Source organism: Dawidia cretensis (genome assembly GCF_018598175.1).
In the GTDB taxonomy this organism is placed as follows: Bacteria; Bacteroidota; Bacteroidia; order Cytophagales; family Cyclobacteriaceae; genus Ohtaekwangia; species Ohtaekwangia cretensis.
Genome location: NZ_JAHESE010000021.1, coordinates 16,160 through 28,928, shown reverse-complemented (window position 1 = coordinate 28,928; position 12,769 = coordinate 16,160). Strand labels below are relative to the sequence as shown.

The 12,769-nt window shown below is 53.2% G+C and carries 12 protein-coding genes; 5 read left to right on the top strand and 7 right to left on the bottom strand.

The genetic code is table 11. The features are described from left to right. The first annotated feature begins 21 nt into the window (after positions 1 to 21). Entirely contained in the window at positions 22 to 2,049 is a 2,028-nt protein-coding gene (uvrB, locus tag KK062_RS18675; protein WP_254085861.1) for an excinuclease ABC subunit UvrB, read from the top strand. Between the two features lie 23 nt (positions 2,050 to 2,072). Here the strand turns inward: uvrB and nadB are convergent, their stop codons facing one another. The 3 genes from nadB to KK062_RS18660 are packed head-to-tail and all read right to left on the bottom strand — an operon-like array spanning position 2,073 to position 5,854. Next, the gene (gene nadB, locus KK062_RS18670) at positions 2,073 to 3,641 is read right to left on the bottom strand and encodes an L-aspartate oxidase (protein WP_254085860.1); all 1,569 of its coding nucleotides are present in this window, start codon (positions 3,639 to 3,641) and stop codon (positions 2,073 to 2,075) included. A gap of 2 nt (positions 3,642 to 3,643) precedes the next feature. Further along, positions 3,644 to 4,654: a quinolinate synthase NadA gene (gene nadA, locus KK062_RS18665; RefSeq protein WP_254085859.1), complete on the bottom strand. Its 1,011-nt coding sequence runs from the start codon at positions 4,652 to 4,654 to the stop codon at positions 3,644 to 3,646. Between the two features lie 60 nt (positions 4,655 to 4,714). After that, positions 4,715 to 5,854: a CaiB/BaiF CoA transferase family protein gene (locus KK062_RS18660; protein WP_254085858.1), complete on the bottom strand. Its 1,140-nt coding sequence runs from the start codon at positions 5,852 to 5,854 to the stop codon at positions 4,715 to 4,717. Between the two features lie 98 nt (positions 5,855 to 5,952). Here KK062_RS18660 and KK062_RS18655 point away from each other — a divergent pair, with 98 nt between their 5' ends. The 3 genes from KK062_RS18655 to KK062_RS18645 all read left to right on the top strand — a co-directional run bounded on the left by KK062_RS18655 (position 5,953) and on the right by KK062_RS18645 (position 9,180). Then, on the top strand, positions 5,953 to 7,200 hold the full coding sequence (locus KK062_RS18655; RefSeq protein ID WP_254085857.1) for a TlpA disulfide reductase family protein: 1,248 nt from the start codon (positions 5,953 to 5,955) through the stop codon (positions 7,198 to 7,200). Between the two features lie 26 nt (positions 7,201 to 7,226). Then, positions 7,227 to 8,411, top strand: a complete 1,185-nt coding sequence (mnmA, locus tag KK062_RS18650) for a tRNA 2-thiouridine(34) synthase MnmA (protein WP_317195794.1) — start codon at positions 7,227 to 7,229, stop codon at positions 8,409 to 8,411. Positions 8,412 to 8,631: 220 nt separating this feature from the next. Then, complete coding sequence (locus KK062_RS18645) at positions 8,632 to 9,180, top strand: outer membrane beta-barrel protein (protein ID WP_254085855.1); 549 nt, start codon at positions 8,632 to 8,634, stop codon at positions 9,178 to 9,180. A 75-nt stretch (positions 9,181 to 9,255) separates the two neighbouring features. On the opposite strand, the gene KK062_RS18640 is transcribed toward KK062_RS18645, so the two are convergent. The 3 genes from KK062_RS18640 to KK062_RS18630 all read right to left on the bottom strand — a co-directional run bounded on the left by KK062_RS18640 (position 9,256) and on the right by KK062_RS18630 (position 10,844). Beyond that, positions 9,256 to 9,819: a DUF502 domain-containing protein gene (locus tag KK062_RS18640; protein ID WP_254085854.1), complete on the bottom strand. Its 564-nt coding sequence runs from the start codon at positions 9,817 to 9,819 to the stop codon at positions 9,256 to 9,258. An 83-nt stretch (positions 9,820 to 9,902) separates the two neighbouring features. Further along, positions 9,903 to 10,622, bottom strand: a complete 720-nt coding sequence (cmk, locus tag KK062_RS18635) for a (d)CMP kinase (RefSeq protein WP_254085853.1) — start codon at positions 10,620 to 10,622, stop codon at positions 9,903 to 9,905. Positions 10,623 to 10,676: 54 nt separating this feature from the next. After that, the gene (locus KK062_RS18630; RefSeq protein ID WP_254085852.1) at positions 10,677 to 10,844 is read right to left on the bottom strand and encodes a hypothetical protein; all 168 of its coding nucleotides are present in this window, start codon (positions 10,842 to 10,844) and stop codon (positions 10,677 to 10,679) included. Positions 10,845 to 10,888: 44 nt separating this feature from the next. Here KK062_RS18630 and KK062_RS18625 point away from each other — a divergent pair, with 44 nt between their 5' ends. Further along, on the top strand, positions 10,889 to 11,170 hold the full coding sequence (locus tag KK062_RS18625; protein ID WP_254085851.1) for a hypothetical protein: 282 nt from the start codon (positions 10,889 to 10,891) through the stop codon (positions 11,168 to 11,170). A 46-nt stretch (positions 11,171 to 11,216) separates the two neighbouring features. Here the strand turns inward: KK062_RS18625 and KK062_RS18620 are convergent, their stop codons facing one another. After that, positions 11,217 to 12,623: an MATE family efflux transporter gene (locus tag KK062_RS18620; protein WP_254085850.1), complete on the bottom strand. Its 1,407-nt coding sequence runs from the start codon at positions 12,621 to 12,623 to the stop codon at positions 11,217 to 11,219. Positions 12,624 to 12,769 lie beyond the last annotated feature (146 nt).

Here is a 12,769-nt window from a genome sequence, read left to right as displayed (position 1 = left end):
CAGAAAACATTAACTTCCGGCATGGATTTCAAACTCACCAGTCAATATGTGCCTACCGGCGATCAGCCGGGGGCTATCAAGCAGTTGGTTAAAGGCGTAAACGAAGGCGAGGCACATCAGACCCTCCTCGGAGTGACGGGATCTGGTAAGACGTTTACGATGGCGAATGTCATTGCCCAAACAAACCGGCCCACGCTGGTGCTGAGCCACAACAAAACACTGGCGGCACAGTTGTACGGCGAGTTCAAGCAGTTCTTTCCGGAAAACGCCGTGGAGTACTTCATCTCCTACTACGATTATTATCAGCCGGAGGCGTTTATTCCTTCGTCCAATGTGTATATCGAAAAAGATCTCTCCATTAACGAAGAGATTGAGAAGCTGCGCCTGAGCGCAACGTCAGCACTACTCACCGGCCGGCGCGATGTAATTGTGGTGGCGTCGGTGTCGTGCATTTACGGTATCGGAAACCCCGATGAGTTTGGGAAGAACGTCATCAAGCTCAAAGCAGGCGAAGTCATCGCACGTAACAAGTTGCTGTTTGGCCTTGTCGACATTTTATACCACCGCACCGAGGCCGAGTTTAAACGCGGCACCTTCCGCGTGAAGGGCGACACCGTGGACGTGTTCCTGGCATACGCCGATTATGCCATTCGCGTTTACTTCTGGGGTGATGAGATCGAATCGATCCAGCGCATCGATCCCGACACCGGCAAAAAGTTATCCGACGAACCTGTCGTTACCATCTTCCCCGCCAACCTGTTCGTGACCGGCAAGTCGGTACTGCACCAGGCTATGCGCGAGATTCAAGACGACATGGTAGCACAGGTAAAGCTGTTTGAAACAGACACGCGCTTCCTGGAGTCCAAGCGCCTAAAAGAGCGCACTGAGTTCGACCTCGAGATGATGCGCGAGCTGGGCTACTGCTCAGGCATTGAGAACTACTCGCGTTACTTCGACCGTCGTGCCCCGGGCGCACGCCCCTTCTGTCTGATCGATTACTTCCCGGATGATTTCCTGCTGGTAATTGACGAAAGTCACGTAACCGTACCGCAGGTTCGCGCCATGTGGGGCGGTGACCGGTCACGCAAAGTGAACCTGGTGGACTACGGCTTCCGCCTGCCGTCGGCACTCGACAACCGTCCCCTGACGTTTAACGAGTTTGAGGCGCTCATGAACCAGGTGGTGTATGTCAGCGCGACGCCCGCCGAATATGAGCTACGCAAATCAGAAGGCGTGGTGGTGGAACAGATCATTCGTCCGACGGGCCTGCTCGATCCGGAGATTGATGTGCGCCCGAGCAAGAACCAGATCGACGACCTCCTCGAAGAGATTGACGAGCGCGTGAAAAAAAACGAGCGCGTGCTGGTAACGACACTCACCAAACGCATGGCCGAGGAGTTGACCAAATACATGGATCGTGTCGGCATCAAGTGCCGCTATATCCACTCCGAAGTACACACGCTCGAGCGTGTGGAGCTGCTCCGCGAGCTGCGCCTGGGAGTGTACGATGTACTGGTCGGCGTCAACCTGTTGCGGGAAGGTCTTGACCTGCCCGAGGTCTCACTCGTTGCCATTCTCGATGCCGACAAAGAAGGCTTCCTCCGCAACCAGCGCTCGCTGGTACAGACCATCGGCCGCGCCGCGCGGAACGCCGGCGGCCGCGTAATCATGTATGCCGATAAAGTGACGGAGTCGATGCAGCTTGCGATTGAGGAGACAAATCGTCGTCGTTTGAAGCAGCAGGAGTATAATAAAATCCACGGCATTGTGCCGACGACGGTGATTAAATCAAAAGAGGCTATTCTCGGCCAAACCAAAGTGGCCGACTCGAAAAAATCTACGCGGAATTATTACGTGGAGGACGAGGAAGCAACCCTGGCAGCAGACCCCGTGGTAGCATACCTCAGCAAAGATGAATTGACAAAGATGGCCGACCGTACGCGCAAAGCCATGGAGAAAGCAGCAAAAGAGCTCGAGTTCATCGAAGCTGCCAAGCTACGCGACGAGTATATGGCCATTCAGAAACTGCTGGAGGACAGGAAAGCTTAACGGGAAGACACGAATGTTATAGATCAAGCCTCCAAATCCATATTATAAAAACCACCGCGGTTCTCCTTCCGCTCCTGCGATTGCTTGGTAATAAGAAACCCGATCGTGATTAAATTACGCAGCTCGCATAGCTGAGGCGACAACACAGCCTTTTCGTACAGCAGCTCCGTCTCATGATAGAGAATATCAAGCCGCTTCCGCGCGCGCTCCAACCGCACATTCGAACGTACAATAGCAACGTAATCGCTCATCAGGTCGCGCAGCTCCTTGCGTGTGTGGGTGATCAGAATCTGCTCGCGCGGAACAATCGTACCCTCTGCATTCCACTCCGGAATGCTTTCGTGCATCGGTATCTCATCCAGCTTCTCCGACACGTCAAGGAAACAACGGTGCGCATACACCAACGCTTCCAACAGTGAATTAGAAGCTAACCGATTCGCACCGTGCAGGCCGGTGCACGAGCACTCGCCGCAAGCGTACAAATTAGTAATGGACGTACGACCAAAGAGGTCTACCTCTATACCACCACAGAGGTAGTGCGCCGCCGGCACCACCGGTATCATCTGCCGGGTGATGTCGATGCCTTTCGCCAGACACTTTTCGTAAATGTTGGGAAAGTGGGTCATAAAATCATCCATGGAAAAATGCGTGCAATCCAGGTACACAAACTCGTCGCCGCGGGTAATCAGCTCGTGGTCGATGGCTTTGGCGACAATATCGCGTGAGGCCATCTCGCCCCGGTCGTCGTATTTGAACATAAACCGCTCACCGTCTTTGGTGCGCAGGTATGCGCCGTGGCCGCGCGTTGCCTCGGTAATGAGGAAAGACGGATTTTCATCCTGCGCATAAAATGCAGTGGGATGGAACTGCACAAACTCCATGTCCTTCACCTTGGCCATGGCGCGATACGCCATCGCGATCCCGTCGCCGGTGGCGATGATCGGGTTCGTGGTGGTGCGGTATATTTGGCCGGCACCGCCCGTGGCAAGCAGCGTAACCTTGGATACATATTTCTCGACGCGGGCAGTGCGCTGGTCCATGACGTAGGCGCCATAGCACGCAATGCCCGGCTCGGGCTGCGAGATCTTGTGACTGAAATGGTGTTCCGTGATCAGGTCGATCGAGAAGTGGTGCGACAGCAGCGTGATGTTGGGTTGCTGCGCAACAGCGCGCAGCAGGCCTTGTTCGATCTGCCAGCCGGTAATGTCCTTGAAGTGTATAATACGATTGACCGTGTGTCCGCCTTCGCGCCCCAGTGCCAGGTTACCCGAGGCATCCTGGTCGAACTCAATGCCCCACTGCATGATCTCTTCCAGGCGGTCGGGGCCTTCTTTTACCACCATCTCTACCACCTCGCGGTTGCTGAGGCCGTCGCCGGCACGCATGGTATCTTCAATGTGTTTTTCAAACGAGTCCGTCAGCTCGTCCAGCACCACGGCAATGCCGCCCTGGGCGTACTTGGTATTCGACTCGCTGTCGTCGGCCTTGGTAATGACAGTTATGTTTTGCTGGGGAAAACGCTTGGCGGTTTTGATAGCAAAAGACAGTCCGGCAATGCCGGAGCCGATAATAAGTACGTCCGTTTTAGGCATGGTTAGCTTTTAGAGATTTCGAGCATGCGCTGGATGGGCACCAACGCCTTCAGCCGGATATCTTCCGGCACCTGTATTTCGGGCAGCTCGTATTTCAGGCAGAGGTAAAGTTTCTCCAGGGTATTCATGCGCATGAACGCACACTCGCTGCACGCGCAGGTGTTATCCTCATGGCTAGGCGCCGGGATCAGGTCCTTGCCGGGCACTTCCTTCGCCATCTGGTGCAGTATGCCCGCTTCGGTGGCGATGATAAATTCCTGTGCGGGGTCGTTCTTCACGAAGTTGATCATGCCGGTGGTCGACCCGATATAGTGGGCCACCTTTAGAATGTGCTCTTCCGACTCCGGGTGTGCTACAATGCGCGCGTGCGGATGTTGCTTGGCGAGGTCCAGCAGCTTGTCGATGGCGAACGCCTCGTGCACGATGCACGCACCTTCCCACAACAACATGTCGCGGCCGGTCTTCTTGATCAGGTAACGGCCCAGGTTTTTGTCGGGCGCGAAGATGATAGGGGTATCTTTTGGAATGGAGTTGACGATCTTCTCCGCGTTGGCCGATGTACAGATGATATCGCTCATGGCCTTGATCTCGGCAGAGCAGTTGATATATGTTACCACGACGTGGTCGGGGTGCTGTGCGCGAAAAGCGCGAAAGGCATTGGGCTCTGCCGACTCGGCCAGAGAGCAACCCGCATTCAAATCGGGCAGTACTACTTTCTTATTGGGGTTCAGAATCTTGGCAGTCTCACCCATAAAATGCACACCGGCAAAGACGATCAGATCTGCCTGGGTGGCGGCAGCCTGCTGCGAAAGCCCGAGACTGTCGCCCACATAGTCTGCAATATCCTGAATGGCTCCCTCCTGGTAGTAGTGGGCCAGGATCACAGCATTCTTTTCCTTGCGCAAGCGGTTTATCTCCGCTACGACGTCCACATCCTTTCCTACGGGGATATTCAGAAATCCCTTTTTCGGAAGCGCCTCAACCACGGCTGCGGGTAGTGTCTCTGTTATCATTTCAATTGTGTGAATAGTACGCGAAATTAACGTTTAATGAATAATGGCGGGAATAATCCGTCACGAGCGGTTTGAATTTAATCGTTCCAACACCCTGTCCGTGTGCTCCCCCAGTGCCGGCGGGGCCGTCATGCGGATGGTGCTACGGTCTACAAACGATAGCGTGGCGGCTACATTCCGCACGCCGGCCAGTGTTCCCTCCCGCAGGAGCAATTCCTGTGCTGCGGGCACTTCAAAGACCTGCCGCAGCGTGTGAATAAATCCGGCAGGGATCTTCCATTGATTTATCTGCATCATCAGTGCCTGCGCTGTACGCAAGCCTATTTGTGCCTGCAAAACAGAATTTAAGGTCAAACGGTTCTGCACACGCGCGGTATTGTCACGGTAGCGCGAATCATCCGCCAGCGCAGCAATGTCCAGCACCTGGCAGAGGTCGCGGAACTGCCGGTCGCTGCCCACGGCCATTAAAATCTCTTCGCCGTCGGCCGTCTTATACACATCGCCGTACGGGGCAATGTTGGGATGCGCTGAACCCTGCTTCTGCGGCAGCTTGCCCGCTACCAGCCAGTTGGTTGCCTGATTCACCAGCGATGACACAGCCGCCTGCCACAACGATACTTCTACCAGCGCGCCCTGCCCGGTGCGATACCGGTTCAACAAGGCCAACAGCAATCCTTCCTTGAGATGATGCGCGGCCAGCACGTCAACGAGGGCTACCGGCATCTTGAGCGACGGGCCGCCGGGCTCACCATTCATGTACATAAAGCCTGCTTCGGCTTGCAGTACAGCGTCGTAGCCTACGCGCGGGTCGGTAGCACCATAGCCGGTGATCTGGCCGTAGATCAATCGCGGATAGCGCTGTGACAAGGTGGCATAATCCACCCCGAGCTTTTCGGCATCGCCGGGTTTGTAGCTCGCGATCACGATGTCGGCTTCGCGCAGAAGGCCGTCGACCACCTGCCGGTCGCGGGCCTGTGTCAGGTCGAGCGCGACGGACTGTTTGCCCCAGTTGGCGGAGCAGAAGTAGGCGGAGCGGTCGTCAGTCGCTTCACCCGCGGCTTTCCAGGTGCGGGTCACATCGCCGCCCTGGCGGGGATTTTCGACTTTCACGACGGTGGCGCCCAGCTCGGCAAAAAATTGACCCACGCTGGGGCCTGCCAGCACGGAGGCCAGCTCGACGATCTTTAGATCCTGAAACATACGTTTGAGTGCTCCATTTTGCATCCAAAAATCCCACTTATTGGCGAATTCTAAATCATTTGTAGCATTTTTGTGTTTTCCCAAGCATGACCACGTCCATGAAAAAGCTCCTTGCCGTCGCTCCATTGCTCGTTTCCCTGGCCGCCTGCACGCCACCGTCACATTCACCCGCTACGCTCAAGACCGGCGCCTGGCGCGCTACGCTCGAGCTGCAAGGACAGCAGTTGCCCTTTAACTTCGAGGTAGTAAGCAACAAAAAAGGCGGCGTCGACGCCTATCTGCGCAACGCTGACGAGCGCTTACTGCTGGACGAAATCACCGTCGCGAACGACTCCGTCGACATCGCTCTGCACATCTTCGATGCCAACATCAAAGCCCGCATCACAGGCGACACGCTGCGCGGCGAATTCGTCAAAAACTACGACAAGAACTCGCGCGTACCGTTCGTGGCCGTCTATGGGCAGACGCATCGTTTTGAGAAAGGCAAAGACCCCAACAACGTACCCGACTTTAGCGGCAAGTATAGCGTCACGTTTGTAAACGACACCGACACGACCCTCGCCGTAGGTATATTTCACCAGCAAGGCGACAGTGCCACCGGCACCTTCCTCACCCCCACGGGCGACTACCGCTACCTGGAAGGCAACGTAGCGGACGGTCAACTGCAGCTCAGCACCTTCGACGGCAACCACGCCTATATCTTCCGCGCCACGAAGAAGGAAGACGGCGCACTAAACGGCGAGTACATTTCCGGTAAGACGTGGAACGAACGCTGGGAAGCGCAGAAGAATGAGCAGGCTGCACTGCCCGATCCCGAGTCGCTCACCTTCCTGAAACCGGGCTATGAAAAAATTGAATTCAGCTTCCCCGACGTGAACGGCAAGAAGATCAGCCTCGACGACGAGAAGTATAAAAACAAAGTCGTCATTCTACAAATGTTTGGCACCTGGTGTCCCAACTGCATGGACGAGACAAAATTTCTCGTGCCGTGGTATAACGAAAATCACCCGCGCGGTGTGGAGATCATCGGCCTGGCGTATGAGCGCAAGCCGGATTTTGACTATGCCAGCAATCGCGTAAAAAAGATGATTGCGAAGTATGATGTGAAATACGATTTTGCTATAGCCGGTACGAACGATAAGGTCAAAGCGGCCGAAACACTGCCGATGCTGAATAAGGTCGTGGCGTTTCCAACGACGATCTTTATCGGCCGCGACGGCAAGGTAAAGAAGATCCATACTGGCTACTCCGGTCCCGGCACGGGCATTTATTACGAGCAAGGCATTCAGAAGTTTAATGAAACAGTGAATGAACTTTTGCGCGAGAATTTGACTTCTTCCAGGTAATAGTCCTTTCGGGGACGTATCCTTTTATTTCCATGAAAAAGCGTGTTGTTGTCGGTTTGTCGGGTGGGGTAGATTCCAGTGTTGCCGCGTATTTGCTCCTGCAGCAGGGATATGAAGTGATTGGCATGTTCATGAAGAACTGGCATGACGACTCCGTCACGATCAGTGACGAGTGTCCCTGGATTGACGACAGCAACGACGCCATGATCGTGGCGCAGCATCTCGGCATACCGTTTCAGGCCATCGACCTGAGCGAGCAATACAAGGCCCGCATCGTGGACTATATGTTCAACGAATACCAGCGCGGCCGCACCCCCAACCCGGACGTGCTTTGCAACCGCGAGATCAAGTTCGACGTATTCCTGAACGCGGCGCTCAAGCTCGGCGCCGACTTTGTCGCCACGGGTCACTACTGCCGGCGCGGGGTGGCCGAAGCAAACGGCCATACAACGTACCAGTTACTGGCCGGAAAGGATCCGAACAAAGACCAAAGCTATTTTCTGTGTCAGTTGACACAAGAACAACTGTCGCGCTCGCTCTTTCCCATCGGCGAGTTACTGAAGCCCGAAGTGCGTGCCATGGCGAAAGAAGCCGGTTTGGTAACGGCGGATAAAAAGGACTCGCAAGGATTATGCTTTGTGGGTAAAGTGCACCTGCCCGAATTCCTGCAACAACGATTGGGGCCCAGGAAAGGCAAGGTGGTGAATATACCGGCGGAGGCTACCTCCTTCCGGAATGGCTATGCGCACGACGACCTCGTGGCCCTGACCACGCCGTATACCATGGCGCCCGAAGCCGGCAACGTGGTGGGCGATCACAACGGTGCGCATTATTATACCATCGGCCAGCGCAAGGGGCTTAACATCGGCGGCTTTCCCGAACCTTTGTTTGTCATCGGCACCGACACCGATAAAAATATTATCTATACCGGCATGGGCGAAGATCACCCCGGTCTATACCGCCAGGGACTCTTTGTACCCAATGCCGACGAGCATTGGATACGTCCCGATCTGCAATTGGCTGTCGGCGAATCGCGCGACTATATGGCGCGTATACGTTACCGTCAGCCCCTGGCGAAGTGTACCCTGTACAAGCGTGCGGAAGGGCTGTATGTTATTTTTGAAAAACCAACAAAAAGCATTACCCCGGGTCAATTCGTAGCCTGGTATGAAGACGAAGAGCTGATCGGCTCGGGCGTTATCAACGCATAAGCATCTCGTGAGTAGCAGGTAAAGTATCGTTTGCGTAATAAAAAACGCATAAACGCAAAGATGCTATAGAGGGTTGCACCATTGATCAATCTACCGGAAAACCGTGAGAACGGCCTCACCCTTTCAGGTAATATTTCGATAGAATCGCTACATTTTCATGTGGCGAACACTTCTTTATTGGCACGTTTTTCTAATTTCGCGAAGAAACAAAACTCACTTTATGAAAAAAGAAACTCGTTTACTGGCACTACTGGCCATATTAGTAGCTTCCTTCTCGTACCAGGGAGCCAGCGCACAAGCAGAACTTGACAAAGGCAACCTCCTCCTGAACGCAGGTGTTGGCTTCGGCTATTATTATGCCGGTGGTGTATCACTAAACATAAATGCAGAATATTCAGTTACTCCTGAACTCGGGATTGGTGGCTACTTTGCATACACCCACTGGGAGAATGACTGGGGCTATGCTGGCAACCGCTACGACATCGGTTATAATTTCATCGATATCGGCGCACGTGCCTCGTATCACTTCGCAAAGCTTTTTGGTGTGACCAACCCCAATTTCGACCCTTATGCTGGTGCATTCCTGGGCTTTGTAAGCTCCAGCAACGACTATGATGGCGCTGGCTACGACGATGACGACTATGACGGCGGCCTCCGCACGGGTATCCACGCGGGTGCACGTTACTACTTCGCTCCCAACTTCGCCGGCTACGGCGAGCTCGGCATCGGCCTCTCCCCGCTCGTACTGGGTGTAACGCTGAAACTGTAATACAACGGTTAAAGTACACGACATAAAAAAGGCCGTCTCTTTCCAGGGACGGCCTTTTCTTTTGGTAAGAACCGGTTAATGATCCTTAAATCCGCTAACGCCCCCCGACACAATAAACTTCATCGCCACGGGTCCGGATATATTTAACGGCTTGATATTCTCCCTGGGTACAAAGTAATGATACCCCGAAAAGGCATACGAATGTGGAAAATATACCACTACCATGTCATCTAACCCCAACTCGCTCAAATCGTTTTGCGTGATAAACCCGATCTGATACAAATTATTATCTTTATTGATCCGCACGAGCACCGGCTTATTAAATTTCTTCTTGTCGCCCACAAACGCCCCCAGCAAATCTTTCACCGCCGAGTAAATAAGTTTCACCAGCGGAATCTTATTCATGCCGTGGTCAAGCCAATCGCTCAGGGTCTTGAAGGCGAAGTTGGTCGTGAGGTAGCCAAAGCCGGTAATGGCGACGAGGATGATGGCAAAGCCGAGACCGGGGTACGGCAGCATGAGCAGGCTGTCGAGCCAGCTAAAAGATATAAAGATGAAATAGGCCGTGGCCACCAACGGGACAATAAAGACCGTCCCACTGAAAAAGTAGCGGATGATGCGTCGAAAAGTATTATCCATGGATACAGTATTACGAGGCCGCCCAGCCGAAACAGTGTGAGAGCGAGAGCGGAAGTGAAAGCGCCGGGCGTTTGTCGTGAGTATTAGACTAGTTGCTTCGCGTGCGTGTGTGTTGATACCGGCGTCAGAATTTTGGTGACCGCCAGTCGCACCGCTTCGTCTACCTGCTCGTCGATGCTGACATACGTGGTATCGATCACGGTGGCATCGTCTGCTTTACGCAACGGGCTTTCGGCGCGCGTGGTGTCCAGCAGGTCGCGTTGTTCGATGTTTTCGATCACTTTGTCCAACTCGACCAGTTGCCCTTTCTCCATCAGCTCCTGCTGGCGGCGTGTGGCACGCACCAGCATATCGGCGGTCATAAACAGCTTCAGCTCGGCATTCGGAAACACCACCGTGCCGATGTCGCGACCGTCCATCACCACACCACGTTCCTTGCCCATGCGGCGTTGCTGCTCCACCATGGCTGTCCGCACCTCTTTCAGTGCGCTGACCTGGCTTACGTTGTTGGAGATCTTCATCTTTCGAATCTCTTTCTCCACGCTCAGTCCGTTCAGGTAAGTCTCCGACACGTTGTGCGCGTTGACTTTGAACGATACATGTATTTGCTCCAGCGCACGGGCAATCTCTTTCGGGTTGGTAAGCGAGATATGGTGTTCGAGAAAATAGACCGTTACGGCCCGGTACATGGCGCCGGTGTCGATATACTTATAGCCCAGGATAGCGGCCACCAGCTTAGCCGTAGTGCTTTTACCACAGGCAGAGTATCCGTCTATAGCAATGACTATTTTTCGTAAGTTCATCAGCAGTCTTTGTGAGGACAAGGAATGGGTCTACCAGGCTTCAATTTCTTGTTCTTATGCGACGAAGCGCAGCCGTCGGCCAGTAAAACCACCGCCGATACGAGGATCGCTACTTTCAATAGTCTGATGCTCAAAATAAATCCCTTTTTGATTGACATGTAAAAATAGAAAATTCGGCGGGTTATTCCGAAAATCAACCGCAATCTCCGTCCAAACGTCCATCGTTTTCGTTATTGTTTAGTAAGTTGGACAAAATTGCTACCTGTATGACGGAAAATAACCAAGAGGGCCAGGGCCAAAATGAAAAGGCCTTCAAGAATTTTGGCAAGCGCGTAGATGAATTCCTGGTCGAATTCGAAGAGGCCGGTGAAAGACTCAAAAAGGAATTTGAAGGGAAGTTTGAAGAGCTGCGGGTGTCGGCGGAAAAGCTCAAGAAAGAAGCCGAGAGCAACGACCGTTGGAAGGACGTGGAGCAAAGCTTGAAGCGTGCCGGCGACGAGCTGGGCAACGCCTTTAAGGCCGCCTTTAACAACAACAAGAAAAGCTAAAAGAAAGGCTTGCCCATCGGCAAGCCTTTTGTATTTCGTCCCGCCTTTAAATCTTCACGGACTTCCACCGTCCGCGCCGGAATACCAAAATAGCCGCGACGGCAATAGCCGATTCAGCAATCGAAATGGCTGAATACACACCTATTGGCCCTGTGTGCAACACGTTGGCCATCACATAAGCAAACGGAATTTGAAATGCCCAGAATCCTATCAGGTTAATGATGATCGGTGTACGGGTGTCGCCTGCCCCATTGAAAGATTGATTAATGACCATGCCATACGCGTAAAAGATGTAGCCCAGCGACACGACCTTCAGACACAGTATACCACTGCGCAACACTTCGACATCGGTGGTGAAAAAACCGAGAATGTTATCGGCGAGTATAAAAAACACGATCGTCACCACGCCCAGAAAGATCATATTCAGAAATGCTGCCCGCCAGGCTGACTGCTCGGCACGGTCAGGACGACCAGCCCCGAGGTTCTGCCCCACCAACGTGGCGGCGGCATTCGCCATACCCCAGGCAGGCAAAATAGCAAATATGATTACCCGCATGGCAAGCGTATATCCTGCAAACGTCGCACTACCAAACGTATTGACAAGACGTGACAAAAACATCCAGCTGGTGGCCCCTATCAGGAACTGGCCAATGCTGCCAACGGATAAATTCAACAGCCGTCCAATGATATCAAGCCGCAGGACCATGTTGGCACGATTTAGCTTCATGACACTCTTTCCATTCAATAGGTGATATAATTGGAAGAGCACGCCACAACCTCGGCTAACCGTCGTCGCGATGGCTGCCCCCTTTATACCGAGTCCCGGTATCTGCCCGAAGCCTAGGACACAGATCGGTGCCAACAGAATGTTCAGACCGTTCGATAGAATCAGTGACTTCATGGCAATCGAAGCATCCCCCGCGCCGCGAAACACACCGTTGATCAGGAACAAGAGCACGATCGTAATATTACCGCCAAGCATCCATTGCGTGTAGCTCACATTGCGCTGAATAAGAATTTCAGAGCCCCCCATGAGCCGTAGAATGTCGTCGGAAAAAAATAAACCGATCAGGCTGACTACTATCGAAAAACCAATGCCTATATAAATAGCCTGCATGCCGGCTACCCTGGCACCCGCAATGTCCTTTTCGCCCACGCGACGCGCCACCATGGCGGTAGCGCCCATGCTAAGCCCCATCGCCGCAGAGTAGATCAGCGCCAATACCGACTCCGTTAGCCCAATGGTTGACAATGCGTCGACGTCATTCAACCGGCTCACAAAGAAAATATCGACCAGGGCAAAGATCGACTCCATCGACATTTCCAGGATCATCGGCACCGACAATAAGAAAATGGCGCGATTCAGATTCAGAGAAGTATAGTCTTGCTCGCTGCCTTTTATTGCCTTCCAAAGAAGACGAAAAAAGGATTTAAGCCTTTTAGAAAATGACATAGTAAAGGTGTTAGTAAAATTAAACCGCAAAAAAATATAGGAAAAAAAAGAGGCAGGACCTTCAGGAAGAGGTCGTGCAAAAAAAGCTGCTACGTAAGCAGCGTTAAGCGACTGTGTACATCGGCGATAACGTTTAAGGTGCCTGT